This is a genomic window from Bacillus sp. RC242, from assembly GCF_044908245.1.
Lineage (GTDB): Bacteria > Bacillota > Bacilli > Bacillales > Bacillaceae_G > Bacillus_A > Bacillus_A mycoides.
On the sequence record NZ_JBIYCZ010000013.1, the window covers coordinates 1 to 16,002 of the forward strand.

The 16,002-nt window shown below is 37.5% G+C and carries 17 protein-coding genes and 1 other annotated feature; of the genes, 14 read left to right on the forward strand and 3 right to left on the reverse strand.

From position 1 onward, the window contains the following. The first annotated feature begins 661 nt into the window (after nucleotides 1-661). Nucleotides 662-2,005 (forward strand): TrkH family potassium uptake protein, encoded by a 1,344-nt coding sequence (locus tag ABH957_RS21380; RefSeq protein ID WP_002168825.1) that lies wholly within the window; start codon nucleotides 662-664, stop codon nucleotides 2,003-2,005. 34 nt (nucleotides 2,006-2,039) lie between these two features. On the opposite strand, the gene ABH957_RS21385 is transcribed toward ABH957_RS21380, so the two are convergent. Further along, nucleotides 2,040-2,414, reverse strand: coding sequence for a hypothetical protein (locus tag ABH957_RS21385; protein WP_002011728.1), 375 nt, complete (start codon nucleotides 2,412-2,414; stop codon nucleotides 2,040-2,042). Between the two features lie 307 nt (nucleotides 2,415-2,721). Here ABH957_RS21385 and ytfJ point away from each other — a divergent pair, with 307 nt between their 5' ends. Together ytfJ and ABH957_RS21395 are read left to right on the forward strand one after the other, a co-directional pair. Then, nucleotides 2,722-3,129 carry a GerW family sporulation protein gene (gene ytfJ, locus ABH957_RS21390; RefSeq protein WP_002030645.1) on the forward strand — a complete coding sequence of 136 codons (408 nt, stop codon included), beginning with the start codon at nucleotides 2,722-2,724 and terminating at the stop codon, nucleotides 3,127-3,129. 108 nt (nucleotides 3,130-3,237) lie between these two features. Further along, nucleotides 3,238-3,327, forward strand: a complete 90-nt coding sequence (locus ABH957_RS21395) for a hypothetical protein (protein ID WP_000608225.1) — start codon at nucleotides 3,238-3,240, stop codon at nucleotides 3,325-3,327. 428 nt (nucleotides 3,328-3,755) lie between these two features. Here ABH957_RS21395 and ABH957_RS21400 read toward each other — a convergent pair whose 3' ends face one another. After that, a complete protein-coding gene (locus ABH957_RS21400) occupies nucleotides 3,756-3,995 on the reverse strand; it encodes a YkuS family protein (protein ID WP_002011725.1) in 240 nt (79 codons plus the stop codon). A gap of 86 nt (nucleotides 3,996-4,081) precedes the next feature. Next, nucleotides 4,082-4,321, reverse strand: coding sequence for a DUF3911 family protein (locus ABH957_RS21405; protein WP_002011724.1), 240 nt, complete (start codon nucleotides 4,319-4,321; stop codon nucleotides 4,082-4,084). Nucleotides 4,322-4,380: 59 nt separating this feature from the next. Between ABH957_RS21405 and ABH957_RS21410 the strand changes: the two genes are divergently transcribed. The 11 genes from ABH957_RS21410 (at nucleotide 4,381) to hisG (ending at nucleotide 15,996) form a co-directional block, all read left to right on the forward strand. Beyond that, the gene (locus ABH957_RS21410) at nucleotides 4,381-4,596 is read left to right on the forward strand and encodes a hypothetical protein (RefSeq protein ID WP_078177944.1); all 216 of its coding nucleotides are present in this window, start codon (nucleotides 4,381-4,383) and stop codon (nucleotides 4,594-4,596) included. Nucleotides 4,597-4,737: 141 nt separating this feature from the next. Continuing rightward, the gene (ilvE, locus tag ABH957_RS21415; protein ID WP_002011723.1) at nucleotides 4,738-5,634 is read left to right on the forward strand and encodes a branched-chain-amino-acid transaminase; all 897 of its coding nucleotides are present in this window, start codon (nucleotides 4,738-4,740) and stop codon (nucleotides 5,632-5,634) included. Between the two features lie 15 nt (nucleotides 5,635-5,649). Next, nucleotides 5,650-5,878, forward strand: a binding site (T-box leader). Between the two features lie 73 nt (nucleotides 5,879-5,951). Continuing rightward, a complete protein-coding gene (ilvB, locus tag ABH957_RS21420) occupies nucleotides 5,952-7,652 on the forward strand; it encodes an acetolactate synthase large subunit (RefSeq protein ID WP_404512168.1) in 1,701 nt (566 codons plus the stop codon). Continuing rightward, nucleotides 7,649-8,158, forward strand: a complete 510-nt coding sequence (gene ilvN / locus ABH957_RS21425) for an acetolactate synthase small subunit (RefSeq protein WP_000822948.1) — start codon at nucleotides 7,649-7,651, stop codon at nucleotides 8,156-8,158. Before ilvB ends, ilvN begins: the two co-directional genes overlap by 4 nt. A gap of 21 nt (nucleotides 8,159-8,179) precedes the next feature. Further along, on the forward strand, nucleotides 8,180-9,196 hold the full coding sequence (gene ilvC, locus ABH957_RS21430) for a ketol-acid reductoisomerase (RefSeq protein WP_404512170.1): 1,017 nt from the start codon (nucleotides 8,180-8,182) through the stop codon (nucleotides 9,194-9,196). Nucleotide 9,197: 1 nt separating this feature from the next. Then, complete coding sequence (gene leuA / locus ABH957_RS21435) at nucleotides 9,198-10,718, forward strand: 2-isopropylmalate synthase (RefSeq protein ID WP_002064438.1); 1,521 nt, start codon at nucleotides 9,198-9,200, stop codon at nucleotides 10,716-10,718. Between the two features lie 78 nt (nucleotides 10,719-10,796). Then, complete coding sequence (gene leuB / locus ABH957_RS21440; protein WP_404512172.1) at nucleotides 10,797-11,861, forward strand: 3-isopropylmalate dehydrogenase; 1,065 nt, start codon at nucleotides 10,797-10,799, stop codon at nucleotides 11,859-11,861. Beyond that, complete coding sequence (leuC, locus tag ABH957_RS21445) at nucleotides 11,861-13,255, forward strand: 3-isopropylmalate dehydratase large subunit (protein WP_002011716.1); 1,395 nt, start codon at nucleotides 11,861-11,863, stop codon at nucleotides 13,253-13,255. Before leuB ends, leuC begins: the two co-directional genes overlap by 1 nt. Then, entirely contained in the window at nucleotides 13,233-13,814 is a 582-nt protein-coding gene (gene leuD / locus ABH957_RS21450) for a 3-isopropylmalate dehydratase small subunit (RefSeq protein ID WP_113937007.1), read from the forward strand. Before leuC ends, leuD begins: the two co-directional genes overlap by 23 nt. Before the next feature lie 308 nt (nucleotides 13,815-14,122). Next, on the forward strand, nucleotides 14,123-15,385 hold the full coding sequence (locus ABH957_RS21455; protein ID WP_002140970.1) for an ATP phosphoribosyltransferase regulatory subunit: 1,263 nt from the start codon (nucleotides 14,123-14,125) through the stop codon (nucleotides 15,383-15,385). Beyond that, nucleotides 15,361-15,996, forward strand: coding sequence for an ATP phosphoribosyltransferase (hisG, locus tag ABH957_RS21460; protein ID WP_033708301.1), 636 nt, complete (start codon nucleotides 15,361-15,363; stop codon nucleotides 15,994-15,996). Before ABH957_RS21455 ends, hisG begins: the two co-directional genes overlap by 25 nt. The last annotated feature ends 6 nt before the right edge of the window (nucleotides 15,997-16,002 follow it).

Here is a 16,002-nt window from a genome sequence, read left to right on the forward strand (position 1 = left end):
AAGTAAGAAGAAAGAGAGAATAAAAAAATAAGACCATCACATATAGGATGGTCAAGGGAAGGGGACAATTTATGTCAATTTAATTAGGGATGGAAGCTATTCAAAGACACTGGGGAATGTCTTATAAATTAGGGAGGAACAGCTTCGATACATATACTATAAAAGGTGGATGTGATCCTCGTGTGAACATGGAGTGAAAGAGAGAGGGAGTTTCAAATAAAAGATAGAAAGAATAAAAAAATAAGACCATCACATATAGGATGGCCTAGGGAAGGGGACAATTTATGTCAATTTAATTAGGGATGGAAAGCTGTTCAAGACACTGGGGAATGTCTTATAAATTAGGGAGGAACAGCTCCGATACATATACTATAAAAGGTAGGTGTGACCCTCGTGTGAACTTGGAGTGAAAGATATGGGAATTTGAAAAGGGATAAAATAGTTGTTGTAAGAGTTATAGTATAAGTGGAGATATAATAGAAAATATTCTTTTGTAAAACGATAGGAGTCTGAATATAAATAAAAGTTGAAATCTATGAAAAAAAGGATTATGCTCAACTATATTATGAGAATATAAGGTTTATCCCGCTACTTGTAGGCTCTTAAAGAGTCTTTATTTATGAGGGGATAAAAGCTTCACTTGATAAAGGGAGTTAGTGATATGGAAGTAGCAAAAAAACAAGGGTTGTATAATCGTTTTATACGATTGAATCCACCACAAATTTTAGCATTAGGCTTTTTTTGTTTAATTGTGGTCGGAGGATTGTTATTAAAGTTACCGTTTGCAACGAAAGTACATATTAGTTGGGTAGATGCTTTCTTTACAGCTACGTCGGCGGCGACTGTAACTGGTTTAGGTGTTGTAGATACTGCGAGTACGTTTACGATGTTTGGTGAAATTGTTATTATGTTTTTAATTCAAACGGGTGGTCTCGGTCTTATGACGATAGCCATTTTAATTGTTTGGGTATTAGGGAAAAAAATTGGTTTACGCCACCGATTATTAATTGGAGAAGCATTTAATCAAACAAATATTGGTGGTCTTGTGAAATTAGTAAAACGTGTTTTTATTTTTTCTATTTGTATTGAGCTAATTGGAGTTATCTTTTTATCGATTCGCTTTATTCCAGAGTTTGGTTTTGGAAAAGGTTTATACTATAGTATTTTTCACGTTATTGCGTCATATAATAATGCCGGCTTTGCGCTTTGGCCAGATAATTTAACAAGATACGTAGGAGATCCTATTATTAATATTGGGATTTGTTCTTTAATTGTAATAGGAGGGTTAGGGTTTACGGTATTAATTGATATATGGTATAGCCGTAGTTTCCGAAAATTATCACTGCACTCCAAAATCATGATTGTTGGAACGATAGCACTTAATGTTATTGCGATGCTTGTGATTTTTGTATTGGAATATAATAATGTGAAGACTTTGGGGCACTTATCTTTAAATGAAAAGTTATGGGCTTCGTTCTTCCAAGGAATTACACCTCGTACAGCCGGTTTTAACACGGTAGATTATGGGGGGATGGAAGAGTCATCGATACTATTTACGATGGTATTAATGTTTATTGGTGCGGGAAGTGTATCGACAGGCGGTGGAATTAAGTTAACGACATTCGTTATTTTAATTACATCAGTTCTTTCTTTCTTTAGAAAGAAAGAGGATTTTGTTTTGTTTCAGCGTACGATTAAAATGTCGACAGTAACGAGAGCGTTAGCAATTGTCGTTGCTAGTCAAATACTTATTTTTACAGCGGTATTTGTATTAATGCTTACAGAAGACTTCAGTTTTATTCAGTTATTATTTGAGACAATTTCAGCGTTTGGTACAGTAGGGTTAACAATGGGGATTACTGCGAAGCTATCGGCGTTTGGAAAATGTATTATTATGTTTGTTATGTTTTGTGGATTAATCGGACCGTTAACACTTGTGTTCTCTTTGGCACGACCAGCAAAACAAAAAATTAAATATCCATCAGAAGATGTATTTACAGGATAAGGTATCCCGCATAAAGCGAGATACCTTTTTCTTTTTAAAAAAGAGAGAACAATAAACCAATAAGCGCCACTCGGAATAAAATCGCAATGAGTGCAGCGATACCACCCACAATGGCAGCGGTACCGCCAGTTACAGTAGCCCCGCGATTATAAGCGTAAATACCAAGTAGAACAGACACAAGACCAAATAGTGTTGGGAATGTGAATAATGATAATATTGCTAAGGCAAGAGCAATGAAACCAGCAGTCGATCCAGCTGCAGACGATCTTACATCATCGTTATCTTTATCATCATAATCGATACGCTGTGGTGCAACTTCAGCTGCGTATTCTTCTTTATAATCACTATCTATTCGATCTCTTTTTTTATATTCATCAAATTTCTCAGTCAAAGTAAGGACTCCTTTCATAACAAGGTTCAATAGTAGTATGTATCTCTTTACTGTTTTTATCCCGCTATTTGCGAGCAGTAAGACTCCTACCTCAAAATTTGGCTGGAGCCCTGCGGCTCGTAAACGCCCGATTGGTGTGGGCTAATAATCAGTGGGGGATGAACAAAACCTCCACTGATTAAAGTTTCACTTTATCCGAACTTGTACAGGGAGTAATATCCAATTGGAAAGTGGAAAATGTTTTTTCAAAATAGGAAAACTTAGTATGACTTCCTCTATTTTGGAAAGTATAAAAAAGAATAATGAGGAAAGGGTGTAGTACATAATGGAACATCCAATTGAAAATTTAATGAAAACAGCAATGACAAATTTAAAAGAGATGGTAGATGTAAATACGATTGTTGGAAGTCCGGTTTCAACAGCTGACGGAAATGTAGTATTAACAGTATCTCAAGTGGCTTTTGGTTTTGGAGCTGGTGGAAGTGACTTTAAAGGGGATTTTATTTCTGAAAAACATAACGGCGGACAAGGGCAGCATAAAGAGAACAAGCAAAGTCATCCATTCGGAGGCGGAAGCGGGGCTGGGGTTTCTATTAGCCCAGTTGCTTTTTTAGTAGTTGGTTCTAACGGTGTGCAAGTGTTGCATCTCAATAGTAGTACACATTTAATTGAAAAAGCGTTAAATACTGTGCCAAGCACTGTGGATAAATTTGTGAATGGTCGCCAAAAGTGAACTTGCATTTTTTAGGAATTATGATATATTAGAAAAAGTGCGCTTTATGACGATCGGAATAATTGAACTGTAAATATATATGATGTGTGGAATAAGGGAGAGGAATTTATGATTAATATCAAAAACTTAGTAGTTGGCTTGTGTATGTTAGTAAGCGGTTTTGTTGTATATGTAATAAAAGAAAAAGCTCCATTCTAAAACAGACAAACCGTTAATGTCTGTTTTTAATTTGTAAAAAATGTTGACAAGTTATTGTATTGGTGTTAAAATTTTAATTCGTGTCTCGGTTAAAGCTAGTGTAAAGTAAATAAATCTTATGAATATAATACGAAAAGTTTGCGAAAGATCGGGTAGTCTTACCAACAACTTTTGTGAACAAACCCTATAAATTGTATATGTAAGCTTTATATGTATACTAGTGAATCAAGGAGCGGTCAGTGGAACCGTAATGATGAGAGAGAGGTAGGGCTTTCATCCAGTATATGTTACTTTCCCGTTAGGTGAATATAAAAAAGAGGGCTCCTTTTGAAAAGGAGCCCTCTTTCTATAAATAAATTGAAACTATAATCAGTGGGACCATTCCATTCCCTTTACATGTTAGCTCACAAATAATGTGATAAAAATGATTAAGTGCGGTTTTCAACTTGCTGACAAATTTCATCTGTTGTTAAACCATGTGCTTTAATTACAGATCCTTTTATCGATGTATCTGCAATGCCCATCATATTAGAATCTTGCCCGGTTACAACGCAACAATCACACCCATGTGCATCATTTTCAGAGTTAAGTGAAACGACTTCATGTCCTTGTTGCTGAAGAGCTTGTTGAACATCTGTTAAAGAGTTCTCAACACCAATTCTAGCCATAATTTTCACCTCCTACCATCTAGTTGCTAGTATGCTCAAGTCCATAGCATATATTTATGAAAAGATGGTAGGAAGAGAATATTTGTTTAGTCGTTATATACACCAGTAAGCATTTGACTAACGAATTGATCATTTAATGTATCTTGTGCTGAACTGTTATTAGACTGAATATCGATTGAAGCTGTGTAGTTGTTATGTTTCCTACTATTTGGTTCTACTTCAACGTAATTATCGAATTTACAAAATCCTTTCGTATCCATTAGATCAAATAGTTGTAGCATTTCTACTACCTCTTGTCTCGTTCCTTTAATTTGTACACACGCCATTTTTATTTCCTCCTTCAATTTGACAAATTGTTTTTTAAAAATAGGATTATGATTACTAAATGAAAAATATGAATGTTATTTTTAGACAGCGTTATTTTTGTTATTTTCCCCCTTTTTCACCAAAAGTCGTTGTATATTCCCGGATTTATAAAATCGGACGTCCGTTTATTGAATACAATAGATTCGTATCAATTGGCGAAAACCCTTCTTTTAAACAAATATTTTTTTTAGTAGAATTTGACGAAAAAATTTTTTTGACTTTTTGTAAACGTTAACAATGTTATTAAATCAATATAAACAAAGATGCACGTACGATTAAAAATTAAAAATTTTCTAAAAATTCACTTGATTTATTTGAAAAGGAGAGTAGACTAGGAAACAATAAAAAACTCATAGAACATAGGGGGCGCTTTCAAGTGAACGAGCAGTGGATTTTCTTAAATGGAGAATTTGTTCCAAAAGACGAAGCAAAGGTTTCAGTATATGATCATGGCTATTTATATGGCGATGGAGTGTTCGAAGGAATTAGGGTATATAGCGGTAATGTTTTCCGTTTGAGAGAGCATCTTGTCCGGTTATATGAATCAGCGAAATCCATCATGTTAGAGATTCCATATACGTTAGAAGAAGCAACGAAAATCGTTGTTGAAACGATTCGACAAAACAAACTATCTAATGGATATATCCGCCTCGTTGTATCAAGAGGACCTGGGAACTTGGGATTAGATCCCGATTCTTGTACGAAACCAAATGTAGTAGTAATTGCAGAGCAATTATCTTTATTTCCGCAAGAATATTATGAAAAAGGGATTCCGATTATAACAGTTGCAACGCGTCGCAATCGCCCGGATGTTTTATCGCCTCAAGTAAAATCTTTAAATTACTTAAATAATATTTTAGTTCGCATTGAGGCGAAATTAGCTGGAGTACAAGAAGCACTTATGTTAAATGACCAAGGATATGTAGCTGAAGGCTCTGGAGATAATGTATTTATTGTGAAGGGAAATAAATTAATTACACCACCAAGTTCTGCTGGAGCGTTAGAAGGTATTACACGAAACGCGATTTTAGAAATCGGCGAAAAACTTGGATATGACGTAAGAGAAGAATTATTTACAAGGCATGATGTATATGTAGCTGATGAAGTATTTTTAACAGGAACAGCTGCTGAAGTAATTGCTGTTACGACAGTAGATGGAAGAACGATTGGTTTAGGTAGAACAGGGCCACATACGAATCGTTTATTAGAAGAATTCCGTAAATTAGTTGTAGAAGATGGAGAGAAAATTTACGAAGAAAATAAAGTTGGATAATAGCTCTTATGACATGATAAAGCGTTGATAGGGAGGAGTAGTTGACTGTGAAGCCTCACAGAGAGTCGGTGGTTGCTGGAAACCGATGGTTCACGTCGACGAACATCACCCTTGAGTGCTAAGCTGAAACGTTTGTTTAGGCTTAGACGGTAGCTCCGTTATTAGCTAGACTCATATCCCGAGTCACTGAGGCAAGAGTAATCTTGCGAAGAAGGGTGGTACCGCGAAATCTTTCGTCCCTTCAGCACATAGCTGGAGTGTGGACGTAGGATTTTTTTATTTTATAAATGTTTTAAAAAAGGGGGCTTATAAGAAAAATGTCTTCAAAAACGGAAGAGAAACTGGCAACTGGTGCACAGCTATTGTTAGAAGCGCTAGAAAAGGAAGGAGTAGAGGTGATTTTTGGTTATCCAGGTGGTGCGGTTTTACCTCTATATGATGCGCTTTATGATTGTGAAATTCCGCATATTTTAACGAGGCATGAGCAAGGTGCAATTCATGCTGCTGAAGGATATGCAAGAATTACAGGAAATCCAGGAGTGGTAATTGCAACAAGTGGACCGGGTGCTACAAATGTTATTACTGGTCTAGCTGACGCGATGATTGATTCATTGCCACTTGTTGTATTTACAGGGCAAGTAGCAACAACGTTAATCGGGAGTGATGCTTTCCAAGAAGCTGATATTATGGGGCTTACGATGCCGGTGACAAAACATAATTATCAAGTACGAAAAGCATCGGATTTACCCCGAATTATTAAAGAAGCATTTCATATCGCTAGAACAGGAAGACCAGGCCCAGTCGTAATTGACCTTCCGAAAGATATGGTAGTAGAGCAAGGTGAGCGATGTAGTGATGTACAAATGGATTTACCAGGATACCAGCCTAATTACGAACCGAACCTACTACAAATAAACAAATTATTACAAGCGATTGCGACTTCAAAAAAACCGTTAATTTTAGCTGGAGCAGGTGTATTGCATGCAAAGGCATCGAAAGAATTAACAAGCTTTGCTCGTAAATATGAAATTCCTGTTGTTCATACATTACTTGGTCTTGGTGGTTTTCCGCCAGATGATAAATTATTTCTTGGGATGGGAGGAATGCACGGTTCTTACACGGCTAATATGGCGTTATATGAATGTGATCTACTTATAAATATAGGAGCAAGATTTGACGATCGTCTTACTGGAAATTTAGCTTATTTTGCTAAAGAAGCGATTGTCGCACATATAGATATTGATCCAGCGGAAATCGCAAAAAATGTGCCGACTGAAATTCCAATTGTTGCGAGTGCGAAGCAAGCATTAGAAGCTCTACTCAACTTTAAGGAAGGGGAAGTAAATCACAATGATTGGCTCTCATTATTGAATAGTAGAAAAGAAAAATACCCTCTTTCTTACAAAGAGCATTCGGAATGTATTAAGCCTCAATATGCAATTGATATGCTATACGAAATTACGAAAGGGGAAGCGATTGTAACGACAGATGTTGGGCAACATCAAATGTGGGCAGCTCAATATTATCCGCTGAAAAATCCAGATAAATGGGTAACTTCTGGAGGCTTAGGAACAATGGGCTTCGGGTTTCCAGCAGCAATAGGTGCACAAATCGCAAAGCCTGAAGAACTAGTTATTGCAATTGTCGGTGATGCTGGATTTCAAATGACCCTGCAAGAACTTAGTGTGTTAAAAGAGCATTCTTTACCAGTTAAAGTTTTTATTTTAAATAATGAAGCTTTAGGGATGGTAAGACAATGGCAAGAGGAATTTTATAATGGGCGATATTCGCACTCCTTACTTTCATCCCAACCAGATTTTGTTGCGCTTGCCAATGCTTATGGCATAAAAGGTGTTCGTATTGAAGACCCACTTCTTGCAAAGCAACAATTACAGTATGCAATTGAGTTAAGAGAGCCTGTTGTAATTGATTGCCGCGTACTTCAATCCGAAAAGGTAATGCCGATGGTTGCCCCAGGAAAAGGCGTTCATCAAATGGAGGGAGTGGAGAAAAGGTGAAGAGAATTGTAACAGCGACAGTTCGAAATCAAAGCGGTGTGTTAAATCGAATTACAGGTGTTATGACACGTAGACATTTTAATATTGAAAGTATTTCAGTAGGTCATACGGAATCATCGGATATTTCGAGAATGACGATTGTTGTACACGTTGAAAATGAACAGCAAGTTGAGCAGTTAATTAAACAACTTCATAAGCAAATCGATGTACTGAAAGTATCAGATATTACAGAAGAAGCGATGATCGCTAGAGAACTTGCACTTATTAAAGTAGCAACGTCTGTAGCAAGAGCAGAATTATATAGTTTAATTGAACCGTTCCGAGCCGCTGTAATAGACGTTGGGAAGGATTCCATAGTGGTGCAAGTAACAGGTACCCAGGAGAAAGTAGAAGCGTTAATTGAATTACTTCGTCCATATGGTTTGAAAGAAATTGCTAGAACAGGTGTAACAGCATTTACACGTAGTATGAAAAAACAAGATAAACAAGTTATGTTAATTCAATAATTATTTAAAAAATAGGGGGAAATGAAAATGGCGAAAGTTTATTATGAAAAAGACGTAACGGTAAATGTATTAAAGGAAAAGAAAGTAGCAATCATCGGATATGGATCGCAAGGCCATGCGCATGCGCAAAACTTACGTGATAACGGATTTGATGTGGTAGTAGGACTGAGGAAAGGGAAGTCATGGGATAAGGCGAAAGAAGACGGTTTTTCTGTATATACAGTAGCGGAAGCAGCAGAAAAAGCAGATGTAGTAATGATTCTACTACCTGATGAATTACAGCCGGAAGTATATGAAGCTGAAATTGCACCAAACTTACAAGGCGGCAATTCTCTCGTTTTCGCGCATGGATTTAATGTTCACTTTGATCAAGTAAAACCGCCAGCTAATGTAGATGTATTTCTAGTAGCACCGAAAGGTCCAGGACATCTAGTACGTCGTACGTTTGCGGAAGGGGGAGCTGTTCCTGCATTATTTGCAGTATATCAAGATGCAACAGGAGTTGCGACTGAAAAGGCACTTTCATATGCAGATGGAATTGGGGCGACGAGAGCAGGTGTATTAGAAACAACGTTTAAAGAAGAAACAGAAACAGATTTATTTGGAGAGCAAGCTGTACTTTGCGGCGGAGTGACTGCACTAGTAAAAGCTGGGTTTGAAACGTTAGTTGATGCTGGTTATCAACCGGAAGTTGCATATTTTGAATGTTTACATGAACTAAAACTAATCGTTGACCTTATGTATGAAGGCGGACTTGAAAATATGAGATATTCAGTTTCAGATACAGCGCAGTGGGGCGACTTCGTATCAGGACCACGCGTTGTAACGGAAGATACGAAGAAAGTGATGGGTGCAGTGCTAGCAGAAATTCAAGATGGTACATTTGCAAGAGGCTGGATCGCAGAGCATAAAGCAGGAAAACCAAATTTCCATGCGACAAATGAAAAAGAAAATGAACATGAAATCGAAGTAGTTGGACGTAAATTACGTGAAATGATGCCGTTTGTACAGCCGCGAGTAAAGGCAGGGGTCAAATAATATGAAGCAAATTTTGTTCATGGATACGACGCTTCGTGATGGCGAACAATCACCAGGAGTTAATTTAAATGAACAAGAGAAATTACAGATTGCGAGGCAACTAGAGAGACTTGGTATTAATGTAATGGAAGCTGGATTCGCAGCAGCTTCTGAAGGTGATTTTCAATCGGTAAAACGTATCGCAAATACCATTCAAAATGCTACGGTTATGAGTTTAGCTAGAGCGAAAGAAAGTGATATTCGAAGAGCCTATGAAGCTGTGAAAGGCGCTGTCTCTCCTCGTTTACACGTATTTTTAGCTACGAGTGACATTCATATGAAATATAAGCTTTGTATGTCAAAAGAAGATGTATTAGATAGCATACATCGCTCGGTTACGCTCGGGAAATCACTATTTCCAACAGTTCAATTTTCAGCAGAAGATGCAACAAGAACATCGAGAGCATTTTTAGCTGAAGCAGTAGAAGTCGCGATTCGCGCAGGAGCGAATGTAATCAATATTCCTGATACAGTTGGATATACGAATCCAGAAGAATATTATTCTCTTTTTAAATACTTACAAGAATCCGTTCCGTCGTATGAAAAAGCAATTTTCTCTTGTCATTGTCACGATGATCTTGGGATGGCAGTAGCGAACTCGTTAGCAGCGGTTGAAGGCGGAGCGTTACAAGTAGAAGGAACGATTAATGGAATTGGAGAAAGAGCGGGGAATGCGGCGCTAGAAGAAGTCGCGGTTGCTCTCCATATTAGAAAAGATTTCTATGAAGCAGAATCCTCTATGACATTAAAAGAAATTAAAGCGACGAGTACGTTAGTAAGTCGGTTAACGGGTATGGTTGTACCGAAAAATAAGGCGATTGTTGGAGCAAATGCTTTTGCTCACGAATCAGGTATTCATCAAGACGGTGTATTAAAAGAAGTAACGACGTATGAAATTATTGAACCATCCCTGATTGGAGAGTCACAAAATTTATTTGTATTAGGAAAGCATTCCGGGCGCCATGCGTTTACTGAAAAAATGAAAGAACTTGGTTATGAGTTTACAAAAGAAGAACGAGATGTGGTGTTTGAAGCATTTAAAAACTTGGCTGACCGTAAAAAAGAAATTACAGAAGAAGATTTACGTGCGCTTATGCTTGGTGAAGCAGCATTTGCGGCCCAGCAATATAGCATTACTCAATTGCAAGTACATTTCGTATCAAATAGTACACAGTGTGCAACGGTTGTACTAAAAGATGAGGAAGGAAATATGTACGAAGATGCAGCAACTGGTTCTGGAAGTATTGAAGCGATCTATAATGCAATTCAAAGAATTTTAGGATTAGAATGTGACTTAGCGGATTATCGCATACAATCTATAACGCAAGGTCAAGATGCACTTGCACATGTTCATGTTGAATTAAAAGAAGGAACTCATCAAGTATCAGGTTTTGGTGTTGCGCAAGACGTATTAGAAGCATCGGCGAGAGCGTATGTTCATGCGGCCGGAAAATTAAAATCTTTTATTACTCTTGTGAAGTAACTGTTTGATAAGTGAGGGGATCGTCCCTTACTTATCAAAGTATATTTCTGAAAATTCAGACAAAAAGGAGTGTTTTAATTGGAAAAACGTATCGTTTGTTTAGCGGGTGATGGTGTTGGTCCGGAAATTATGGAAAGCGCGAAGGAAGTATTGCATATGGTAGAGAGGCTATATGGACATCACTTTCATTTACAAGATGAGTACTTTGGCGGAGCGGCTATCGATTTAAATGGGCAACCATTACCACAGCGAACACTTGCCGCTTGTTTAGCGAGTGATGCGGTTTTACTTGGAGCGGTTGGTGGACCGCGGTGGGATGATGCGAAAGAAAGGCCAGAGAAAGGATTATTAGCTTTAAGAAAAGGACTTGGTGTATTTGCGAACGTTCGTCCTGTAACAGTAGAAAGCGCAACTGCACATTTATCGCCATTAAAAAACGCAGATGAAATTGACTTCGTTGTCGTTCGTGAACTAACAGGCGGTATTTATTTCTCTTATCCGAAAGAAAGAACGGAAGAATCGGCAACTGATACACTTACGTACCATCGTCATGAAATTGAACGTATCGTGTCGTATGCTTTTCAATTAGCGAGTAAGAGAGAGAAAAAAGTAACTTCTATTGATAAAGCGAATGTTTTAGAATCTAGTAAATTGTGGAGAGCTGTTACGGAAGAAGTAGCTCTTCGTTATCTTAATGTTGAATTAGAGCACATTTTAGTAGATGCAGCTGCTATGGAGTTAATTCGAAACCCAAGGAGATTTGACGTTATCGTAACAGAAAATTTATTTGGTGATATTTTGAGCGACGAGGCTTCTGTATTAGCAGGGTCATTAGGAATGCTTCCATCAGCGAGCCATGCGGAAAACGGGCCGTCTTTATATGAGCCTATTCATGGATCAGCGCCAGATATTGCAGGTAAAAATAAAGCGAATCCAATTGCGATGATGCGTTCAGTAGCGATGATGCTTGGGCAATCATTTGGATTAACGAGAGAAGGGTATGCGATTGAAGAGGCAATTTCTGCAGTTCTTCAATCTGGGAAATGTACAGCTGATATTGGGGGGAATGAGACGACAACTTCATTTACGAGGGCAGTTATTCAAGAAATGGAAGAGCAGGCACTAGTAGGGAGAGGAAGATAATGGGAAAAAGGTTACTAGATAAGCTTTGGGAAAGACATGTAGTTGTAACTAATGAAAATGGATTGGATTTATTATATATCGATCTTCATCTCGTTCATGAAGTAACGTCACCGCAAGCCTTTGAAGGCTTGCGGCTTGCAAATCGAACTGTTCGGAGACCGGAATTAACGTTTGCAACGATGGATCATAATATTCCAACGAAAGATGTTTGGAATATTACCGATCGCATTGCGAAGCAGCAATTGGATACACTTCGTGACAATTGTAAACAATTTAAGGTGCGATTAGCCGATATTGGTGATGAAGAGCAAGGAATCGTTCACGTTATAGGACCAGAACTTGGGCTCACACAACCGGGGAAAACGATTGTATGCGGTGATAGCCATACAGCAACCCACGGTGCTTTCGGTGCTTTAGCGTTTGGTATTGGTACGAGTGAAGTAGAACATGTATTAGCAACTCAAACGTTGTGGCAACGAAAACCGAAAGCGATGGGGATTGAATTAAAAGGAAAGTTACCGAAAGGCGTTTATGCAAAGGATATTATTTTGCATCTTCTCTCAAAGTACGGTGTAGCGGTTGGAACGGGGCATGTAATGGAATTCTACGGAGAGACGATTCGTGATATGGGTATGGAAGAGAGAATGACACTTTGCAATATGGCAATTGAAGGGGGAGCGAAAGCTGGCATCATTGCACCAGATGAGAAAACATTTTCTTATGTAAAAGGGCGTGAATATGCACCGAAAGACTATGAAACGTTTACGGGAAAATGGTCGGAGCTTTATACAGATTCAGATGCAATTTATGATTTACATATTTCGGTAGATGTTACGGATTTAGCACCGTATGTCACCTGGGGAACAAATCCTAGTATGGGTGTTCCTATTGATGAAAAATTACCAGAGAAGCATAACGAAAATGATGAAAGAGCATTTTCATATATGGGATTGAGCCCTGGGCAAAGTACGTTTGAAATTCCTGTTAAGCATGTCTTCATTGGTTCTTGTACAAATTCACGTTTATCTGACTTAGAAATTGCTGCATCTGTTGTAAAAGGGAAAAAGGTAAAAGAAGGTGTGCGAGCACTCGTTGTACCAGGATCAAAAAGTGTGAGAGAGCGGGCGATGCAAAAAGGCTTACATCGCATATTTGAAGAAGCGGGATTTGAATGGAGAGAGCCTGGATGTTCAATGTGTCTTGGGATGAATCCAGATCAAGTACCTGAAGGAGAACATTGTGCTTCTACTTCAAATCGTAATTTTGAAGGAAGGCAAGGGAAAGGAGCACGAACACATTTAGTAAGTCCAGCTATGGCTGCAGCAGCTGCGTTATATGGTCATTTTGTTGATATTAGAAAGGAGAGTTACGATGGAACCATTTCATATTCATAAAGGTACTGCCGCAGTACTTATGAATGATAACATTGATACAGATCAAATTATTCCGAAGCAATATTTGAAGAGAATTGAAAGGACGGGATTTGGAAAATATTTATTTGATGAGTGGCGTTACGATAATGAGCGCCATGAAAATCCTAATTTCCCCCTTAATGCACAAGAACGAAAAGGAGCAAGTATATTAATTACAGGTGATAATTTTGGATGTGGTTCTTCAAGAGAACATGCTCCGTGGGCGCTTGCGGATTATGGTTTCCGCGTTATTATCGCCGGAGGGTTTGCAGATATTTTTTATATGAATTGTATGAAGAATGGTATGTTACCGATTGTAATGGATAAAGAGATGCGTGAACAACTTGCCAAAACGAATGCGAGAGATCAAATGGAAGTTGATTTAGAGAATGAAGTAATTATTACGAATACGCACAGGTTTCATTTTACAATCGAGAAAATGTGGAAAGAAAAATTATTAAATGGTCTAGATGAAATCAGCATTACGATGCAATACGAACGAGAAATTGGAGAGTATGAAAGAGAGATAGCCTTATATTAAGAAATAACGGAATATTAAAAATGTATTTACATTCAGAATTAACTGTTATATACTATGTGAAAATCAGAGGAGAAAGGGAGTAAGTATTATGAATATCGTGCAATCTATAAAAATGCTTACACAACTACATCATCATACATGAAACCCTTGAACCTAACGTGAAAACGTGTAGGCACAAGGGTTATTCCCGTTGTACCTACACTCTACTAAAGAGCCTTGTAGGTATTTTGTCTACAAGGCTCTTTTTATTTTCGGTTTGGGTGGATCGAAGGGGCATAAATTAAAGAGGGAAAGGTGTGTGAAATGAGATGACAAAGTGGAAACGGGCAAATCCGAATGGAACGAGAGATTACTTATTCGAAGAATGTACGTTAATTGAAGAAGTGGAACAAAAATTAAGACGGACCTTTTTAGAGAGAGGTTATGAAGAAATAAGGACACCTACAATTGAATTTTATGATGTTTTTGCATTTCAAAACAGGCCGATAGATGAAGAAAAGATGTATAAATTTTTCGATGAAAAAGGACGGATTATCGTTTTACGCCCAGATATGACAATTCCTTTAGCAAGAGTAATTGGAACACAGAGAGGGGATATTCCTCTTAAAGTAACTTATAGCGGGAATGTATTTCGGGCGAATGAGTCCCTTACTGGGAAATATAATGAAATAGTGCAAAGTGGTATTGAAATTATCGGGATTGAAAATGTAAGGGCTGAAATTGAATGTGTGATAAGCGTAATTCAAGCACTTCAAAAATTAAAGGTGCAATCTTTCACAATTGAGATTGGGCAAGTGCAGTTATATAAATGTATCGTAAAAAAGCTCCCCATTAATGATGAAGAAGAGAAGTTACTTAGAACGTATATTGAAAGTAAAAATTATGCCGCACTCTCACACTTTATAGAAGAAAAGAAATTAAATCGGTGTGATGAAACAGTAAGGTTACTTGAGAAACTACCAAGGTTATTCGGGAGTTTAGATGTTGTTGAGGAAGCAGAAAAACTCGCCTCAAGTAATGAAATGAAAATGGCCATTGCGAGAGTGAAAGAAATATATGAAACAATTGAACAGTTAGGATATGGCTCTTACATATCAATTGATTTAGGTATGGTTCAACATTTGGATTATTATACGGGTGTTATTTTCAAAGGGTATATATATGAAATTGGAGAAGAGATTGTTAGTGGCGGAAGGTATGATGAGTTAATTGGAAATTTTGGAGAGATGATGCCAGCGGTTGGGCTCGCGGTGCAAGTAAATCAAATAGTTAAGGCACTTCAAGAGCAGCAAGAACCATATAAACGAAAGAGAATAGATATTATGATTCATTATGAGTTAAATAGATTAGCAGAAGCGGAAAGGTTACGAAATTTACTTCAAAAGGACGGGAAGAATGCCCAGTTATCTTTATTCTCTAATTTAAACGATACTTTTCAATTTGCAAACAAGAATAAAATAATGACAGTCGTTGAGGCGAAGAGTGAGTCACTAGTGGAATATGTATGGAGAGAGAAATGGATCATCCAGAAAGAAGGGGAGGCTTCATGCGTAACATTCAAATTGCGTTAACGAAAGGAAGATTAGAAAAGCATGTTATTCCACTGTTTGAAAAAATTGGAATTGATTGTTCAGAGCTCAAAGATAAAGGAAGAAAACTTGTGTTTAAAAGTAAAAACACAAACATTTCATTTATTTTAGTGAAAGCGGTAGATGTTGCTACTTATGTAGAACATGGCGTAGCTGATATTGGAGTCGTTGGAAAAGATATATTAATGGAATTTGAGAAAGATATATATGAGATGGTCGATTTAGGAGTGGGCGTGTGTAAATTTTGTGTCGCTTCTATTCCTACGTATAATCCGAAGAGTTATCGAAAAAAACGAATTGCTACGAAATATCCGCACATTACTTCTACATATTTTCATGATAAAGGGGAGGATGTAGAAATTATTAAAATAGAAGGATCTGTAGAGATTGCTCCACTTCTAGGTTTGGCAGATGCAATTGTTGATATTGTTGAAACAGGAAAAACATTACAAGAAAACGGGTTAATTGTATTTGAGGAAATGTGCTCTATATCAGCTCGAATGATTGTGAATAAGGCTGCATTGAAAACTAAAAAAGACGAAATATTCTGTATTATAAATATGATGGAACAAGAAATTTTGTCAGGGAAATAGGGGGAT

What these genes read in the sequence shown, in the direction of transcription:
- ABH957_RS21410 (WP_078177944.1), top strand. Translation starts at nt 4,381, where the DNA reads ATGAAAAATATGAATGTTATTTTTAGACAGCGTTATTTTTGTTATTTT.
- ABH957_RS21395 (WP_000608225.1), top strand. Translation starts at nt 3,238, where the DNA reads ATGATTAATATCAAAAACTTAGTAGTTGGCTTGTGTATGTTAGTAAGC.
- ytfJ (WP_002030645.1), top strand. Translation starts at nt 2,722, where the DNA reads ATGGAACATCCAATTGAAAATTTAATGAAAACAGCAATGACAAATTTA.
- ABH957_RS21380 (WP_002168825.1), top strand. Translation starts at nt 662, where the DNA reads ATGGAAGTAGCAAAAAAACAAGGGTTGTATAATCGTTTTATACGATTG.
- leuC (WP_002011716.1), top strand. Translation starts at nt 11,861, where the DNA reads ATGGGAAAAAGGTTACTAGATAAGCTTTGGGAAAGACATGTAGTTGTA.
- hisG (WP_033708301.1), top strand. Translation starts at nt 15,361, where the DNA reads ATGCGTAACATTCAAATTGCGTTAACGAAAGGAAGATTAGAAAAGCAT.
- ilvB (WP_404512168.1), top strand. Translation starts at nt 5,952, where the DNA reads ATGTCTTCAAAAACGGAAGAGAAACTGGCAACTGGTGCACAGCTATTG.
- leuD (WP_113937007.1), top strand. Translation starts at nt 13,233, where the DNA reads ATGGAACCATTTCATATTCATAAAGGTACTGCCGCAGTACTTATGAAT.
- ABH957_RS21405 (WP_002011724.1), bottom strand. Translation starts at nt 4,321, where the DNA reads ATGGCGTGTGTACAAATTAAAGGAACGAGACAAGAGGTAGTAGAAATG.
- leuA (WP_002064438.1), top strand. Translation starts at nt 9,198, where the DNA reads ATGAAGCAAATTTTGTTCATGGATACGACGCTTCGTGATGGCGAACAA.
- ABH957_RS21385 (WP_002011728.1), bottom strand. Translation starts at nt 2,414, where the DNA reads ATGAAAGGAGTCCTTACTTTGACTGAGAAATTTGATGAATATAAAAAA.
- ABH957_RS21400 (WP_002011725.1), bottom strand. Translation starts at nt 3,995, where the DNA reads ATGGCTAGAATTGGTGTTGAGAACTCTTTAACAGATGTTCAACAAGCT.
- ABH957_RS21455 (WP_002140970.1), top strand. Translation starts at nt 14,123, where the DNA reads ATGACAAAGTGGAAACGGGCAAATCCGAATGGAACGAGAGATTACTTA.
- ilvC (WP_404512170.1), top strand. Translation starts at nt 8,180, where the DNA reads ATGAAAATGGCGAAAGTTTATTATGAAAAAGACGTAACGGTAAATGTA.